Source organism: Chthonomonas calidirosea T49, assembly GCF_000427095.1.
Lineage (GTDB): Bacteria > Armatimonadota > Chthonomonadetes > Chthonomonadales > Chthonomonadaceae > Chthonomonas > Chthonomonas calidirosea.
Window position 1 is genome coordinate 1,929,450 of the sequence record NC_021487.1, and the last position, 15,147, is coordinate 1,944,596.

At 55.5% G+C, this 15,147-nt stretch carries 15 protein-coding genes; 8 read left to right on the forward strand and 7 right to left on the reverse strand.

Annotated elements, in window-relative coordinates; all coding sequences use genetic code 11:
• Window positions 1-77: 77 nt before the first annotated feature.
• Both hisI and hisF read right to left on the reverse strand, forming a co-directional pair.
• A complete protein-coding gene (hisI, locus tag CCALI_RS07980) occupies window positions 78-449 on the reverse strand; it encodes a phosphoribosyl-AMP cyclohydrolase (RefSeq protein WP_016482972.1) in 372 nt (123 codons plus the stop codon).
• A 62-nt stretch (window positions 450-511) separates the two neighbouring features.
• Complete coding sequence (gene hisF, locus CCALI_RS07985; RefSeq protein WP_044950105.1) at window positions 512-1,282, reverse strand: imidazole glycerol phosphate synthase subunit HisF; 771 nt, start codon at window positions 1,280-1,282, stop codon at window positions 512-514.
• A gap of 145 nt (window positions 1,283-1,427) precedes the next feature.
• Between hisF and CCALI_RS07990 the strand changes: the two genes are divergently transcribed.
• From CCALI_RS07990 to CCALI_RS08000, 3 genes are read left to right on the forward strand one after another with little or no spacing between them, the layout of a single operon-like run.
• On the forward strand, window positions 1,428-2,111 hold the full coding sequence (locus CCALI_RS07990; RefSeq protein ID WP_016482974.1) for an ArsR/SmtB family transcription factor: 684 nt from the start codon (window positions 1,428-1,430) through the stop codon (window positions 2,109-2,111).
• Window positions 2,108-3,217 (forward strand): MBL fold metallo-hydrolase, encoded by a 1,110-nt coding sequence (locus CCALI_RS07995; protein WP_016482975.1) that lies wholly within the window; start codon window positions 2,108-2,110, stop codon window positions 3,215-3,217. Before CCALI_RS07990 ends, CCALI_RS07995 begins: the two co-directional genes overlap by 4 nt.
• Window positions 3,204-4,493, forward strand: coding sequence for an MFS transporter (locus CCALI_RS08000; RefSeq protein WP_016482976.1), 1,290 nt, complete (start codon window positions 3,204-3,206; stop codon window positions 4,491-4,493). Before CCALI_RS07995 ends, CCALI_RS08000 begins: the two co-directional genes overlap by 14 nt.
• Window positions 4,494-4,498: 5 nt before the next feature.
• On the opposite strand, the gene CCALI_RS16100 is transcribed toward CCALI_RS08000, so the two are convergent.
• The 5 genes from CCALI_RS16100 to CCALI_RS08020 all read right to left on the reverse strand — a co-directional run bounded on the left by CCALI_RS16100 (window position 4,499) and on the right by CCALI_RS08020 (window position 8,843).
• Complete coding sequence (locus CCALI_RS16100; RefSeq protein ID WP_156415942.1) at window positions 4,499-4,663, reverse strand: hypothetical protein; 165 nt, start codon at window positions 4,661-4,663, stop codon at window positions 4,499-4,501.
• On the reverse strand, window positions 4,657-5,403 hold the full coding sequence (locus CCALI_RS08005; RefSeq protein ID WP_016482977.1) for a prenyltransferase: 747 nt from the start codon (window positions 5,401-5,403) through the stop codon (window positions 4,657-4,659). The genes CCALI_RS16100 and CCALI_RS08005 overlap by 7 nt, the downstream gene beginning before the upstream one ends.
• 12 nt (window positions 5,404-5,415) lie before the next feature.
• Window positions 5,416-6,438, reverse strand: a complete 1,023-nt coding sequence (locus CCALI_RS08010) for a polyprenyl synthetase family protein (protein ID WP_016482978.1) — start codon at window positions 6,436-6,438, stop codon at window positions 5,416-5,418.
• Window positions 6,435-7,190, reverse strand: coding sequence for a bifunctional demethylmenaquinone methyltransferase/2-methoxy-6-polyprenyl-1,4-benzoquinol methylase UbiE (gene ubiE / locus CCALI_RS08015; protein ID WP_016482979.1), 756 nt, complete (start codon window positions 7,188-7,190; stop codon window positions 6,435-6,437). Before ubiE ends, CCALI_RS08010 begins: the two co-directional genes overlap by 4 nt.
• A 258-nt stretch (window positions 7,191-7,448) precedes the next feature.
• Complete coding sequence (locus CCALI_RS08020; RefSeq protein ID WP_016482980.1) at window positions 7,449-8,843, reverse strand: hypothetical protein; 1,395 nt, start codon at window positions 8,841-8,843, stop codon at window positions 7,449-7,451.
• A 542-nt stretch (window positions 8,844-9,385) separates the two neighbouring features.
• Between CCALI_RS08020 and glnA the strand changes: the two genes are divergently transcribed.
• The 5 genes from glnA (at window position 9,386) to CCALI_RS08045 (ending at window position 15,100) form a co-directional block, all read left to right on the forward strand.
• Window positions 9,386-10,804, forward strand: coding sequence for a type I glutamate--ammonia ligase (gene glnA, locus CCALI_RS08025; protein ID WP_016482982.1), 1,419 nt, complete (start codon window positions 9,386-9,388; stop codon window positions 10,802-10,804).
• A gap of 558 nt (window positions 10,805-11,362) precedes the next feature.
• Window positions 11,363-12,646 carry an outer membrane beta-barrel protein gene (locus CCALI_RS08030; RefSeq protein ID WP_016482984.1) on the forward strand — a complete coding sequence of 428 codons (1,284 nt, stop codon included), beginning with the start codon at window positions 11,363-11,365 and terminating at the stop codon, window positions 12,644-12,646.
• Window positions 12,647-12,690: 44 nt separating this feature from the next.
• A complete protein-coding gene (locus CCALI_RS08035) occupies window positions 12,691-14,439 on the forward strand; it encodes an ammonium transporter (protein ID WP_016482985.1) in 1,749 nt (582 codons plus the stop codon).
• Between the two features lie 77 nt (window positions 14,440-14,516).
• Window positions 14,517-14,762: a hypothetical protein gene (locus CCALI_RS08040; protein WP_016482986.1), complete on the forward strand. Its 246-nt coding sequence runs from the start codon at window positions 14,517-14,519 to the stop codon at window positions 14,760-14,762.
• Complete coding sequence (locus CCALI_RS08045; RefSeq protein WP_016482987.1) at window positions 14,759-15,100, forward strand: P-II family nitrogen regulator; 342 nt, start codon at window positions 14,759-14,761, stop codon at window positions 15,098-15,100. The genes CCALI_RS08040 and CCALI_RS08045 overlap by 4 nt, the downstream gene beginning before the upstream one ends.
• Window positions 15,101-15,147 lie beyond the last annotated feature (47 nt).

The following is a 15,147-nucleotide window of genomic DNA, read 5'->3' on the forward strand; positions in this document are numbered from 1 at the left end:
CTAACGGCTCTCACCCTTCCCTCTCCCAAAGGGAGAGGGGACGCAGCGCATGTTGTTGTGAAAAACCCCTGATAGATCTAGTAGGGATTGGTAAGTCGTTCCTCGACGACTTCAAGCTGATCGCCATCCTGGCTCACCTTACGGAAAAAGCAGGAGCGATAGCCCTCATGGCAGGCAGCTCCCACCTGCTCGACCTTGAGCAGTAGGCAATCTTTATCGCAGTCCACACGGATCTCCCGCACCCGCTGCACGTTTCCAGAGGTCTCTCCTTTTACCCAGAACTGCTGTCGGGAACGACTCCAGTAGGTAGCACGTCCGGTTTGGATGGTGCGTTCCACCGCCTCCTCGTTCATATAGGCAACCATCAGCACCTCTCCGTTTTCGGCATCTTGTACCACCACCGGAATGAGGCCATTTGAGTCGAATTTGAGATCTCGAGGCACCTGCATCGTGAAAAACTCCTGCGTTCAAACGTTTGGTTATTCTTTCGGAAATCATCTCTATACGGCGACTAACGCACACAAACTCCGTGCTCCGCGAGATAGGCCTTGATTTGAGCGATCGTGTAGTGCCCATCGTGTACCATGGAGGCGATGAGGGCGGCATCGGCTTTGCCTTGCGTGAGCGCTTCTAAGCAGTGATGGGGCGTGCCAGCTCCGCCCGATGCGATCACCGGTATTCCTACCTTTTCAGCCACCGCTCGCGTTAGCTCAAGGTCATAGCCAAGCTGTGTGCCATCGCGATCCATACTGGTAAGCAGTATCTCACCAGCGCCCAGCGCCTCTGCCTGTTGCGCCCATTCGATGGCGTCTAGCCCCGTGGGCGTGCGCCCTCCGTTCACGTAGACCTCCCAATGCGGCCGGCCGTCTGGATAGGTGCCCACCCGACGTGGGTCTATCGCGATGACCACACACTGCCTCCCAAAACGCTCGGCTGCCTCGGTGAGGATCTCTGGGCGCTTCACGGCAGCCGTATTTACGGCCACCTTATCGGCTCCAGCACAGAGAATGCGTCGGAAATCCTCCACGCTACGAATGCCACCCCCCACCGTGAACGGAATAAAAACCTGTTCGGCCACACGCTCGGCCACCTCCACAATAAGGTCGCGCTGCTCGTAGCTGGCGGTGATGTCGAGAAACACGAGTTCATCAGCACCTTCGGCGTCGTATTTTGCCGCCAACTCCACCGGGTCGCCCGCATCGCGCAGGTTGAGAAAGTTCACCCCCTTGACAACCCGACCTGCCTTAACGTCCAAACAGGGAATAATGCGCTTCGCCAACATCATTCGACCTTTCCGCCTTCAGATTATAGCACTTTTGCTCCCAAAAGCCGCCTCCTCACCGCATGCCTCCTTGACACCCCTGTCCATATTCAAGTATTATAGAAAATACTTGAATATGGAGTCTCTCAGAAGAGCGCCAACATCCATGCCAACAAGCGAAAAACGTTGTTTTAAAGAGGCCCTTTACGAGCAGTTTGCTCGCATTGGCCGTGCCTTGGCCAACCCACATCGCCTTGAGCTGCTTGATCTCCTCGCCCAAGGCGAGCGAACGGTGGAGGACTTGGCGCGCGAGACGGGGCTATCGGTTGCTAATGTGTCGCAACATCTGCAAATCCTACGCGGAGCACGTCTTGTAGATGTACGCCGTTCGGGCCTCTACGCCTACTACCGTCTTGCCGATCCTCATGTGTTCTCTGTATGGCGTTCCCTGCGGACTTTCGGTGAAACCCGCCTCGCCGAGATACAACAGGTGGTCGCGAGCTATTTCAACAACAGGGACAGTCTGCAGGCGATAACCCTGCAGGAGCTAAAGGAGCGCCTCGCCGAGGGCAACGTCATCGTCATAGATGTACGCCCCTACGAGGAGTATCTTCAAGGGCACATCCCCGCGGCGAAAGCCATGCCTTTGGAGGAACTGGAAAAGCGTTTGCAGGAGCTGCCACGCGATCAGGAGATCGTTGCCTACTGCCGAGGGCCTTACTGTGTGTTTGCCGATGAGGCGGTCGCCCTTCTTAAACAGCACGGTTTTAAAGCTTTAAGGCTGTCGGAGGGATTGCCGGATTGGCAGGACGAGGGCCTACCCATAGAAGTGGGAGGAGAAAGCCGATGAACACCATTTCAGTAGAGACACTGCAAAGATGGTTAGAAGAGGGACGACCCATCACTGTCATAGATATTCGCCACACCAAAGACAGAGAAGAGTGGTATATCCCAGGCAGTCTACACCTAGACATCTATGATGCGGTAGCTGCCCGCGATCCCTCCGTTTTGGCCGGCCTTAACTTCCCACTCGATGAGGCCATCGTTCTAGTCTGTAACATGGGGGTGACCGCTGCGATAGCCGCGGAGCTTTTAAACCAGCGCGGCGTCAAAGCCTACGTGCTCGAAGGAGGCATGCAGGCGTGGAGTTTAGCCTATAACACCGCAGAAGTTCCTTTTGAAGAGGGCGTGGAGATACTGCAGGTGCGCCGCACCGGAAAGGGCTGCCTCTCTTATATGATCGGGTCGGAAAAGGAAGCCGCGGTGATAGATCCCTCTGTGGAGGCTCAAGTCTATCAAGCCCTCGCACAGCAACGTGGCTGGACGATCAGAGCGGTGATAGATACCCATGTCCATGCCGACCATATCTCACGCGCTTTGACCTTGGCACGTCAAACGGGGGCAACCCTCTACCTACCGGAACAGAACCGCGTTCACTATGCCTTCACGCCTCTTCACGAGGGAGATAGTCTAGACTTCGGCCGTGCCCATCTCATCGCATGTCGTACGCCGGGGCATACCGAGGAGAGCACCTGCTACCTCCTCAACCACAAAGCCCTGTTCACCGGCGATACGCTCTTTCTGGACGCGGTGGGTAGGCCCGATCTTCATACCGACGTCGAAGAGGCACGAAGACGCGCAGAACTGCTCTACGATAGTCTTTTGCGACTGCAGTCGCTCCCACCCTCTACCCTCATTCTTCCAGGACATACCGATAGGCCGATCCCATTTGACGGCCATCCCCTTGTGAGAACCTTGGGGGAGATATATCAGACGACCCCGCTGCTAAAAGAGAGAGATAAGCAGACGTTTGTGGATACCATCCTTGCGCGTATTCCACCCACACCACCGAACTACCTCGAAATCATTCGCATTAACGAAAGCGGCAGCTTAGAGACATTGGAAAAGCCCGTCACCGAATTAGAGGCAGGAGCGAATCGTTGTGCCGTTCATTAACGTTTTTCGTGAACGCCACCATGCCCAACCCCAGCTCGGCATTCGCGCCAATTTGGCCCAGTTTGTTTTACTGATTGTTATTAACGCCTTCGTTGGAGGCATGGTAGGGCTTGAGCGAACCGTTTTGCCCCTTATAGGCACCACCCTATTTCGTCTCCCCTCCGACACCATCACGGTAAGTTTTATCGTGAGTTTTGGCATCGTTAAGGCCTTTGTGAACCTTTTCGCTGGTACCCTCGCAGATAGGTTTGGACGCAAGCGCATTCTGATATTGGGCTGGCTCTTTGGGCTTCCCGTTCCCTTCCTCCTTATGTGGTCTAAAAGCTGGTACGGGGTCAACGTTGCCAATATGCTGCTGGGGGTGAATCAGGGGCTTGCCTGGTCTATGACCGTCAACATGAAGATAGACCTCGTAGGCCCACGCCGACGCGGCTTGGCGATAGGGCTCAACGAGTTTGCAGGCTATTTCATGGTTGGCCTCACCGCATTTGCAACCGGCTATCTGGCGAGCCTCTACGGCCTTCGCCCTAAACCGTTCTACTTAGGCATCGGTTACGTACTGTGCGGTCTGCTTCTCTCCTGGTTTTTTGTGCGAGAAACCCAACAGCATGTCGCTGTCGAGGCCGCCCAGTATTCGCTCCCTCAAACGAGCGAAACACGGTTTCGGGATGTGTTTTCGCTAACGAGCTGGAAGAATCGATCGTTGTTCGCCATCTGCCAAGCTGGCCTTGTCAATAACCTCAACGATGGAATGTCTTGGGGCATCTTCCCTCTTTTCTTTAGCGCCTACGGGCTATCGGTAGAGCGGATAGGTATCTTGAAGTTCGTCTATCCCGCCATCTGGGGGATCGCGCAGATAGGAACCGGCCCGCTCTCCGATCGAATCGGCCGCAAGGGGCTCATCGTTTCAGGCCTCATTCTCCAAGCGCTCGCCATAGCTCTCATACTACTTGCCCACCGCTTCACCGGTTGGTTGTTTGGCAGCGCGCTCCTTGGTTTGGGAACGGCCATGGTCTACCCAACGCTCATTGCCGCTGTCAGCGATAATGCAGCCCCTCAATGGAGGGCGCGTGCTCTGAGCGTCTATCGCTTTTGGCGTGATATGGGCTACGCCATCGGCGCCCTATTGGCGGGAATATTGGCCGATGCCATGGGCTACTCTTGGGCGATCGGCACCGTAGCAGCCCTCACTTTTTTCTCAGGGCTGGTTGTTTGGGGGGGCATGCAAGAAAAAAGGTCTGTTGTTGGAAAACGCCCCTCAACGAACGCGTTATGACCTTGCTATCTCGCTAGCAGCGAGAGCCCAAGGGATAAGGTGTAGAGCAGCCCAAACAGCAGATGGGCTTGAGCGGTTCCCACGACATTGACGGTGCGATAGGCTTTCACAATGGTCGGCAGTGCCAACAGCGTTAGTAAGGCGATGGGAGGCAGCAGATGCCCTAGCACGCCAACCACCACAAAAAGAGCGGGAAGAAGAGAAGGCCCATCAGCAGCGCCTTTCCCCACGCCAAAGGCAGCAGATTCGCTAAGGTGTACACACCGGCCTGCCGATCATCCAAACGATCTCGCAGATTGTTGGCATGGAGAATGGCGTCCACAAGGGAGGCGACAGGCAGGCTCAGCAACAGGACGCGCTCAACCGAAGCGAGCTTCAGTGGGGCCATCTGGGTGAGATAGGCGCCCAGAGAGAAGCCGAAACCGAAGGTAAGCACAATGAGCAGATCGCCGAGGGCATAGCGTTTTAACACCATTGAGTAGAGCAGCGCTGCCAGAGCACCGACGACCACAAGCCCCACGATACCCCCCGTCGAGGAGGAAGAGCCGAGCATGAGAAGAAGCAGAAAGCCGCAGGCCAGCGATGCCGCCGACAGCAAGGTGCCAAACTCAAACATCTGTTTGGCGCTTAGCAAACGTTGCGTCAGCACACCACTGCCATGCTCGGGGCGTACATCCACATGGTTTTTATAGTCGTAGTAGTCGTTATAGACATTGGCAGCAGCATGGGCGAGCACGCCCCCCAACAAGGTGAGGAGGAAAGAGAGCAGATAAAAGCGATGGCTCTGTTGCACAGCTAACACGGTGCCTAGGAGAATAGGCACGATGCTGGCAGGAAAGGAATAGACTCGTAACGCCTGCCAGTAGATCCTAAAAGAGGTGGGTTTTTGCGGCACTATCTGTGTTGTCATCGCAGTGCTCCCTCAATAGTTTCGTTCGACAATATAGGCAGCCAGCATCTCTAGGCAGGTACGCGATGGGGTTTCGGGAAGCAGGGTCAACGACTGTTTTGCGCACTCCACATGGCCCTGTGCCAGCGTTTGGGTTTTCTCGAAAGCACCCGTGCTCTCAATCACGTTGCAGACGGCATCTACAGCCCCCTCATCGAGGTTCGGATTGCCAAAAGCGTCTAACAGCACGGTTTTTCTTTCAGCAGGCATCTCCTCCAGCGCAAGCAGGAGGGGCAGGGTGGCCCGACCGTCGCGCAGATCGCTTCCGCGCGGTTTGCCGGTGATGGCGGGATCTCCGATATAGTCCAACAGATCGTCTACAATCTGAAAGGCCATTCCTATGCGGAAGCCATATTCGGCAAGAGCCTCCTCCTGCGCTTCATTGGCCCCACCCAAAATGGCTCCGCAACGGCAGCATCCCTCCACGAAGACAGCGGTCTTTTTACGCAAAATTTCGAAATATTCCGGTATTGGGAGGTCCATACGTCCCGTGGCCACGATCTCCATCACCTCGCCCTCGCTCATGTCTATGGTGACTTCGGAAACAGTGCGAATGATGCGCAGGTCTCCATCGAGCGCCAAAAGGCGCATCGAACGAGCAAGAATGTAGTCCCCACTTAGCACGGCAACCCCGTTTCCATAGACGGCGTTCGCGGTGGGACGCCCCCGACGTATAGCAGTATTATCCACCACATCATCGTGCACCAAAGTGGCCATGTGCACAAACTCCATTGCCGCACCAACGGTGGCCACACGGGTGGGGTCGGCGTCGGGGTTCACGGCTCGCGCTGCCAGGGCAACCATGGCGGGTCGCAACCGCTTGCCTCCCGCTTCTAGCAGGTGGCGCGACAGCGAGGAGATGGTGCGCACGTCGGAGCCGAGTTCTGCCTGCATCCGTGCCTCCACCGCTTGGAGGTCGGCCTTTACAGGCTGAAGGAAGGCTGCTGTGGCAACAACGCCACTCGATTTTGTTGTTGAAATGGGGACAACGTTCATTGTAAAACCTCCCCGGTATAGGCCGGCCGAACCCCAATATGGATGCAAACCGTGCCAAAATTCAGATCGTAGATGGTAATTTGGGTTAGCCCTGCCCGCTGCATGGCCGCTGCAAGCTCCTCGCGAGAAACGAACTGGGCGATCGATTCGGGCAGATAGGTGTAGGCCTCTTTTCGGCTCAGCCATCCACCGATATTGGGCAGAATTTTGAAGAGGTAAAGGTCGAGCAGAGGGCGAAGGGGAGAAGGCCGCGGCCGTGTGAACTCCAAAATGACCACCCTCCCTCCAGGTCGTGTGACACGTACCATCTCCGCAAGGGCTTTCTCCAAACTGGCCACGTTCCGCACCCCAAAGCCCACCGTTACCACGTCGAAGGAGGCGTTGGGATAGGGCAGGGCCTGCGCATCGGCCACAGCCATCTTGATCTGCCGATAGCCTCTGTTACGTATCTTCTGAAGGCCGATCTGTAGCATCGGAACACAGAAATCGGCTCCCACAACCGTTCCCTGTTCGCCCACGGCGCGCGCTAAAGCAAGTGCGAAATCTCCCGTGCCCGTGCATACATCGAGGCAACGCTCCCCAGGCCCCACTTTCGCCAAACGTACCGCCTGCTGCCGCCAAGCGTGGTGTCGGTGGAAGCTGAGAAGGGAGTTAAGCTGGTCGTAGCGTGGGGCGATAGTGGCGAACATGGCCCGCACATAGCGGGATTTTTCGCCGATAACCAGCGGCTTTTTGCGGGCAACGCTCGACATGGCTATTTTAACAGACGTCCCTTCTTCCGAAAGGCATTTTATGCCCCTAAGTTTGTGTGCTTTTTCACAAACCTTCGGCGGAGTATACCTTCTCTTGAGAGAAGGAGTCAACGCATCGCAATATATTGTTCATCAATGATATTTCTATTCTAGAGAACGTTCCTTCTACCCCATTAGTTCCTTTACGGTACACCCATAAACCGTGCCAAGAGTAAATAAGGAAGGCTCCCTGCCTGCACCCATAGAGGAGATTCGGCCCTATTTTCCCGTTGGGTCGTTCTCAGTACTTGGCAAAGGAGGTGGTTGCGAGAGGTGCGGGTTTTTGAGAAAATCGGCTCGATAACGGCATTTTGCCACGATCTCTTGTTCGTACGGGGCCGCATCGCCGATGTTGGTTAGGTTGTGCTCCTGCATCACCTGGGCTAGCACAGCTGGAAAGGGATTAATGCTTCCGCGATTCACCTGCCGATCGAAAAGGGTGGCAAGGCCGGCCTCAGAATGGATAACATCGGAGACTTTGCCGGTGAGAGTCTGGCCGTTAACCTGTACGGTCACAGGGAAATCGGCGGGCCAATAGTTGGCAATAGCGGTCTCGATCTGGGCGATGCGAAACGGGGTGCTGAGACGTCCGGCTCGCTGGAACACAGCGGTGAGGCGCCGATCGGCGATCACCTTCATTACGGCTTGGGCGCCGACCAGCTCCGCCCCTGTATCCGGATCTACCACATCGAGCGTGCCATCTGGAGTCACGTCTATTCCAAAGCGATGAAAATCGTTCTGAAACGCGCTAGGGTTTTCGCTCTTTTCTCTCTGAAGCACCGGTATGAGATCGCCCTTTCCGTTGGCGGCGGTAATGAACTGAAGAAAGCCGACGGACACATAGCCGGTGTCATAGGTATTAATGGCATCGAATCCCCCTTCTAATGGGGAAACGGCGGCCAATACATGAGCCTGTTCGGGGGTAAGGTGGGCGGCATCGAAGAGCGCCTGCAGCTCCTGCTGGGGCATAGCCTTCAGTGAGATACCTGCCGTATCGGTGCCTTGTGGGAAGCGATAGTAGGCATAGGCCGGAGGCATATCTATGTTGTCTTGATAGGTAAAAGAGACGCCATCATCGAAGGTAACGGTGGTCTGAAGCGGCGTTACCGCGTTGGCAAAGGGCGGTGGATCGCCGCAGGCAGCGAGCAGATCAGGAGGAATAGGGCCAGGGAAAGGGGGTGGAGCGGCACGTTTCGGAACGGAATAGCCGAGGGCAGCGTTGGCTGCGTCGGCCACTTTTTGAGCCTGGTAACGATCCCAGGCGATCTTGGCCTGCACCCAAGCTTTCCAGCTCGCATAGGGCGATTGCGCCTGCGTGGGCTGTTGGGTTGGCGGGGCTGTCGCCGCGCCGATAACGATTTGGTAGTTCAAAAGCCACTTCGACCCATCGGGCGTGAGGCGCACCTGCCATGGGCCGTGCTTAAGTGAATCGGGTGGTAAACCTGTGCTTAAGCGCCCAGGCGCCTGCCAATAGGCGACGATCTGGGCGCACTCCTGCGGTGTGAACATGGGTGGCGGGGGAGGAATCTGCGGAGAGTTAGGTGCTTGCGCGAAGGCGATCGAAGAGCAAAGCAAAAAAGCGATTAGGGTCCGATAAATGCGATGAAAGGCCATTCCCTCTCTCCTTGTATCGGTGTTTGTCTTACGGACTTATGGCATATCATCGGCCCTTCGTTTTATTTGAAACCGATTTTTTGCAACGAACAACGAGGTGAGAGTGCCGTTTGCGTGCCCGAAGGTCTGCCGTTTTTTCATTATACCGCACCATCGCTAGGAGATAAATGCACAATAACGTGCATGGTTGACAACTTTTTCAAAAAGATGCTATACTCTCCAATGTAAAGCGAACAGCAGCGTAGCTTGTGGTTTTTACCTCGGCGTGAGCAGGCGCAACGGTGCGACTGTTTTTGGAATTGGAAAGACCCCTTTGACGTGGTCGGGCCGTTGATGCTGTTTTCCCTCATACGGCACTCCTCCTTTTGCGATGTCACTGCAAATGGCTTTTCTGTGCCTTTTGCAGGAGATCGCTTTTAAAAGAGTTTGCGACCATCGCGTGCGGTCTTTCCCGATCTCTACGTAAGCTATTCATAAACCATCCCTGCTGCATCGCTCTGTGTTCTATAAAAACCATCTACCACCCTTAAGGAGAACGCTAAATGACCACACCAAAAGAGGTAATTGAGTTCGCTCGGGAGCGCGAAGTGCGCGTTGTAGATGTCCGATTCACCGATCTGTTCGGACAGCAACAGCACTTCTCCATCCCCGCTACCGCCTTCACAGAAGAGGTGTTTTCGGAGGGCCTCGCGTTTGATGGCTCCTCCATTCGGGGCTTTAAAACCATTGACGAGTCGGACATGCTGCTTCTGCCCGACCCCAATACGGCTTTTATAGACCCCTTCTTCGATGTCGTGACCCTCAATATCGTTTGCGACATCGTGGACCCCATTACCCGCGAGCGCTACAACCGTGACCCACGACAGGTGGCTCATAAAGCCGAAGCCTATCTCAAGAGCACCGGTATCGCCGATACCGCCTACTTCGGGCCGGAGGCCGAGTTCTACATCTTCAACGACGTGCGTTACGACCAGACCACCCACTCCGGCTACTACTTCATTGATAGCGATGAGGGCATTTGGAATTCTGGGCGCGATGAGAAGCCCAATCTCGGCTATAAGATCCCCTATAAACGCGGTTACTTCCCGGTACCGCCTCTCGATTCGCTGCAGGAGCTGCGTACCGAAATGATGCTCAATCTCATTGAGGCGGGCATTGAGGTCGAGATGCAGCATCATGAGGTAGGGACTGCCGGCCAAGCCGAGATTGACATGCGCTTCGATACCCTTGTTCGCATGGCCGATAAGCTTCAGACTTACAAATACATCATCAAAAACACCGCCATTCAAAACGGTTACACCGTTACCTTTATGCCCAAACCGCTCTTCCAAGATAACGGCTCCGGCATGCACACTCACCAGTCGCTATGGAAAGATGGTAAACCCCTCTTCTTCGATGAGAAGGGCTACGGACAGCTCTCCGAGCTTGCCGTTTACTATATCGGTGGCATCCTCAAGCACGCGGCCTCTCTACTGGCCTTCTGCGCCCCCACCACCAACTCCTATCGGCGGCTTGTGCCTGGGTACGAGGCGCCCATCAACCTGATCTACTCCGCCCGTAACCGCTCGGCCTGCGTGCGCATTCCCATGATCAGCAAATCGCCCAAGGCTAAGCGCATCGAGTTCCGCGCTCCCGACCCCAGCGCCAATCCCTATCTGGCCTTCGCCGCCATGATGATGGCCGGTCTCGATGGCATCGAAAACAAAATCCAGCCTCCAGCCCCCATTGATAAAGACCTCTACGAGCTGGAGCCGGAGGAGCGCCACGGCATCGCCCAAACTCCAGGCAGCCTCGCCGAAAGCCTGCAGGCCTTGGAGGAGGATCATGAGTATCTGCTAAAGGGCGGGGTCTTCGATCAAGACCTCATTGAAACCTATATCGAGTACAAGCGTAAGCAGGAGATCGAACAGATCGCCCTGCGTCCTCATCCCTATGAGTTCGCCTTGTACTACGATATCTAGAAAAGCTTCTCTGTGCAGGAAAGAGCCTCTCTTTCCTGCACACCTCTCTCGTGGCGATGCCGACAAAGATCGGTCAAAAAAAACGCTTAGTAAGAAAATTAAAAAATTATCCAAGCTATTGACAAGCACGTACATTGTTTGGTAGTATATCTCTAGCTTGCAGAGTATGCTTGTGACTGCAAGTGTAAATCGGTCCCAGCGTTGGGATAAAGCCGGTTCGTTTACCTCTCTTGCGGCAGCGATGCCGTAAACGGCTCTGTCGCGAAATCCCCTACAGTGTTGTTCTCCATAGCGTTGTCGCTAATCGCCTTACGCCGGCGACTTTAAGTCCCCGTTTGTCTTCCTCAACTGGTCAATGTCGCCATGTTGGAAGCGCCTTTTCCCTATGCCCTCTCGCAATCGCTTTTTCACCAGCGCAGGTAAGCGATCGCTTTGGCAAGGAACAGGCGTGTCGCTTCAGGCTCTGTTCCGTTTCTTGGAGCTAGCCTGTCCTTTCTCTTGGCGAACAAGTGCTTCGCCATAGCACCACCACTCTATCCTTACCTAAAGGAGGACGCATTGAAGATTCGATTAGGGAGGCCATCCTCCCCAACAATCACACAGGCTTCTGTGTCTCAACGCTTAGCCCATGCTAAAGCGCTGACCTATCGGCTTGGAGTTTGCGGGCTTCTCTGGCTTGCGGTGCTAACCACAGCGCCGAAAGCGGCACGTGCCGACGGCAGCTCCGGCCCAAAACCCGGTGAGGTGGATATCTCCGGCTACCTCGACCTCTACTACCTGATCAACGCGCGCAGCCCCTATCCTGCCGCTGTGCTCACCACCACGGACGGAGAGAAGATCGGCATTGACAACGTCGGGCGCTCGTTCGACATCAACGACCGAGAACTGAGCCTGAGCCTCTTAGAGCTGAACATCGTCCGCAACGAGGGAAAGGGCATACCGTTCAGCATCACGGCCACGCTTACTACCGGCGATACCGCCCGTCTTGTTCATGCCACCGAGCCGGGAGGCACCGCTGCATGGCAGACGATCCAGCAGCTCTACCTTACGAAAACGCTCAATATCATGAAGCATCCGGTAACCTTCGACGCCGGCATCTTCGTGACGAGTTTTGGCTATGAGGTGATCGAAAGCGCCAAAAACGACGAGTACTCCCGCAGTTTCGGCTTCCAGTACGCGATACCGTTTTATCACGCCGGCCTACGGGCAACTACCCCCCTCTCAAAAACGCTCACAATTCAGGGAGGACTGGTTAACGGTTGGAACGACATTGCCGACGACAACGACGCCAAAAGCGGCTTCGTGCAGCTCTCTTGGGCGCCCAACGCTAGCCTCACGACCAACCTCACCTATATGGGCGGACTGGAGGGAACCGGCGCTTACGGGCCGGCTTTAGCGCCCATTCACAAAGGGGGCATAGACACCAACCTCTTCGAGATCCAGCCAACCTATCAGGTTACGAAAGACCTAAAACTGGCCGCGGAGGTGGACTACGGTCAGGGCGCTGGCAATGTGGGTGCGACGCACTACTCCGGCTATTGGACGGACATCGCCGGCTACGCCCGCTATCAGCTCACCCCAAAGCTGGCCGTGGCGGCCCGCTACGATCAGTTCGAGGACATCGCTGGGGTGGGCGGGGCTGGCCTTCGGCTTGGTCTTCCTGGCTACACCGTCCTTCGGGAGGCCACACTCACATTAGAGTACTCACTGTTTAAAAACCAGGTTCTCACTCGCCTGGAGTATCGGCATGACCATGCGAACAAACCCTTCTTCCTCGGAGGGCATGGTACCACCACAACCGACCAGGATACTTTTACCTTGGCCGCTGTGGTGAAGTTCTAAATTGAATCTAAAAAGCTTCGACGCTATGGAGGAGACGCAAAAGAATGACAACGTATCTATCACGCTTTAGGGTCTGTTGGACGCGAACCGCGCTTTTGCTAGGGCTTTTCGGGGTGATCTTCGCACTTTGTGCCCATACAGCCGCATGGGCACAGACGGTAAAACCCGACCCCGGCGGCACGAATACGGGCACTTATGCCGACGTCTTCGGCATGGCTACAAACCAAGGATCTTTTGGAAAAACCGATCCCTACGACTTTACGTCCACCGACACCAACAAGATAACCCAGATGATGGCACAGGCCAAGACCACCGAGCCATTTGCAGCCCATCTTGCCGATGCCGTTGGACGTTTAAAGGTGGCAACGAACTTCGGGTGGACGCTCAACACCGGCTACCTTGTTCTCTTTATGCAAGCCGGCTTTGCCCTGCTCACCTGCGGCCTGGTGCGCAAGAAGAACGCCGCCCATCTCATGATGTTGAACTTTGCAGCCTATGTAGTGGCCTTTATAGGGTACTACATCTGCGGTTTCGCCTTCCAATTTGGAGCAGCCGGCATCACAAACGGCATCCAGGTTCCGTCGAACCTCGGCGGCACCCCATCGCTGAATAGATGGCTTATCCCTCACGTGCTTGGGGGAACGGGCTTCTTCTTAAAAGGAGGCGCCTACGATGTAGGAGCCAATGCGCTCTGTCTCTTCGAAGTGGTCTTTATGGAGACGGCGGGCTACATTATTGTGGGCGCTATCTGCGAGCGTATTACCTTCGGTGCTTTCGTGCTGTGCGAGCTTTTCATAGGGGCTATTCTCTACCCTATCTTCGGCTGCTGGTGCTGGGGTGGAGGTTGGCTGGCTAATCTTGGCAACACCATGCACCTAGGGCACGGCTATGTGGATTTCGCCGGTTCGACCGTCGTGCATGCCGTAGGAGGGTTTGCCGCCATGGCGTTGGCCATTATTTTAGGGCCACGTCTAGGAAAATACGGGCCCGATGGAAAACCACGTGCCTTCCCCGCCCACAATATTGCCTTTGTGGTAACTGGCACATTCATTCTGCTGTTTGGGTGGATGGGCTTCAATCCCGGCTCGACCCTCGGCGATACCGACCTTCGTATCTCGGTGATCGCTGTCAACACCAACCTAGCAGCGATCTTTGGCGCAGCGGCAGCCATGGTGTTCTGGTACCTTAAGTTCGGCAAACCCGACATCTCCATGGCATGTAACGGCATGTTGGCAGGGTTGGTGGCCATTACAGCGCCCTGTGCCTTTGTTTCTCCTACCTCTGCGATGGTCATCGGAATTCTCGCTGGCATCACGGTCTGCTGGGGCGTTCTCTTCAACGACAACGTCCTCAAGATAGACGATCCTTGTGGAGCTATCTCGGTACATGGCTACTGCGGCTGGCTAGGCGGCATCTGCCTGGGGCTTTTTGCCGACGGCACCTATGGAGCCGGTTGGAATGGAGTGGGCGCGTCGAGCTACCTTGGGAAGGCTGGTTTAGGCGTTGTGGGCCTATTCCAGGGCGACACCAGCCAGTTCCTCGCCCAGCTTGTCGGCTCTACGGTCTGTGTAGCCTGGTCATTCGGGCTCACCTTCATCGTCTTCAAGATCGTTAATGCCATAAAGAGCATGCGGGTTTCGCCGGAGGTCGAAACGATGGGCCTCGACGAGCCGGAGTTCGGCATTGTCGCCTATCCCGACGACGTGCTTGCCACTCCTTCCACACCGAGCGCCTCCATGACCATCACCTCCGCTCCCAATCTTGGTGGTGGAGCGCCGGCCGGAGCGAAATAGCGAACGACCAGCGATGAGAATAGGCGGGGGACCGATAGAATGGGCCCCCGCCTATCCGATAAAAGGAAAAAACCTCTATGAAGACGAAAAAGAACAAAACACAGAGAAAGCAAGAGCAGGCCATCCGTGCACAGAAGATGCGGCGCCTCCAAACGGTGCTCGGTTACACCGTTCTCGGAGCCACCCTCTGTTGGGCGATCGTGCTTAACTTACAACATCGTTTAAGCCCAGCAGTTACGGTTGGTTTGGTCATTCTCTTGCTGTTTCGGCTCTTCGCTCTGAGATACGAGCTGAAGCGACAGACAGAGGAGGCAACACAATGATCAAAGTAGAAGCGATGATTCGTCCCCAAAAGCTTGACGACGTTACCGCGGCGCTCTCCGAAATAGGCGTGCGGGGTATGACCATCACCGAGGTGCGCGGTTCGGGGAAGCAAAAGGGGCTTACGCACCTTTACCGAGGGGTAGAGTACACGGTAAACCTGTTACAGAAGGTAAAGATCGAGATCGTGGTAAAGGACTCGGAGGCTCAACTCGTGGCAGAAACCATCGCCAAGGCCGCCCGTACCGGTGAGATCGGAGATGGCAAAATCTTCCTTTCGCCTATTTCCGACGTCATCCGCATCCGAACCGGTGAAACCGGCGAGACGGCGCTGGAGTAGGCTTTACAGCACCTCGTGTTTAGCCCCTTTCTGCGATGTCATCGAGG